This is a genomic window from Gilliamella sp. B3801, assembly GCF_026536645.1.
In the GTDB taxonomy this organism is placed as follows: domain Bacteria; phylum Pseudomonadota; class Gammaproteobacteria; order Enterobacterales; family Orbaceae; genus Gilliamella; species Gilliamella apicola_I.
In genome coordinates this window covers 1-1,238 of the sequence record NZ_JAFNNR010000026.1, presented here as the reverse complement: position 1 = coordinate 1,238, position 1,238 = coordinate 1, and the positions used below count along the sequence as shown (strand labels likewise).

Below are 1,238 nucleotides of genomic sequence, written 5' to 3'. Positions count from 1 at the left end.
GCGAAAGCCGAGAATGTCTTTAGCGAAAAATCTAACTATAACGTTGATAAGAAAGGTTCACTTAATTTAGAAGATCATAATCAAACAATTGGCAATTTAGTCAATGGTGGAACTATCGATTTAGGTAAAGATTCAGCAAATACAGTATTAACTGTCAATGGTGATTACCGTGGTGAAGATGGCAAACTGAATATGTATGTGGATACAGAAAAAGGTGAGTCAGATAAACTTGTCGTAAAAGGTAATACGTCAGGAAAAACCAATATTGATATAACTGAAATCGGCCGAGGAAATTCAGAACGCGGTAAAATCAATCTAGTTGATGTTGTCGGTCAAGATGATGCTATCTGGAATATCATTGAGAAAAAAGATAGTGAATTTGATTATACAATTGGACGTGATGAAAATGGCAAATTAGTCATTGAATATACCAACGCATTTTCAAATGTTTATAAATCACCGATAGTAGCATCAGTATTTGGTAACCAATTAGCGGCATTAAATATGTTCCGTCATAGTGCTCACGACCGTGATACCTCAATTTATGTACCGGATTCAAATGTTTGGATGCGTTATAGCTATGACCGAACTCAGACTGATATGTTTAATGGTAGACAATCAATAGACATGAAGACATCAGTGATTGAAATGGGTGTGGATGTATTATCTTTAGACCAATTTAAAGTAGGGGTTTATGGTGGATACGGTCACAGCTCAATAGACACTCAACAAAAACACAGTAAACGTAACGGTGATGGCAGTGTTAGTGGTTATAACTTAGGGGTTTACGGTAACTGGAATGCACAAACCAATGGTGAAGGGCTTTATGTCGATACTTGGGCACAATATAGTTGGTTCAAACATAAAACTTCAGTTCATTTATCAAATTCAAGAAACTATTCAAGCAAATATAATGGGAACGCATTAAGTTTATCTGCTGAAGTTGGTTATGGATTAATTGTCCTTGAAGGCGATGAGAAAAACTGGTTACTTGAGCCACATGCTCAAATTGGTTATACCTGGTTAGACAGTGATAAGTTTAATTTAGGTCGTGCAGGTAAAGTTGACAACATTAATGCAGATGGTGCGCAATTACGCCTAGGTGCACGTTACTATGGTCAAAGCACAAAATCGGGTTACGGCGTGTTACCATTTATTGAAGCAAACTGGCTATATGATTCATCTTCACCAGAAGCGAAAGTAAAAGGAAAACATGTTGACTCAAATCAAGGTAAAAA

General features: G+C 36.5%; 1 protein-coding gene. It reads left to right on the top strand.

The window, feature by feature from the left end; genetic code table 11:
* Positions 1-1,238, top strand: a 1,238-nt coding sequence (locus J3U14_RS11635; protein WP_267352062.1) for an autotransporter outer membrane beta-barrel domain-containing protein, incomplete at both ends; no start/stop codon positions are given.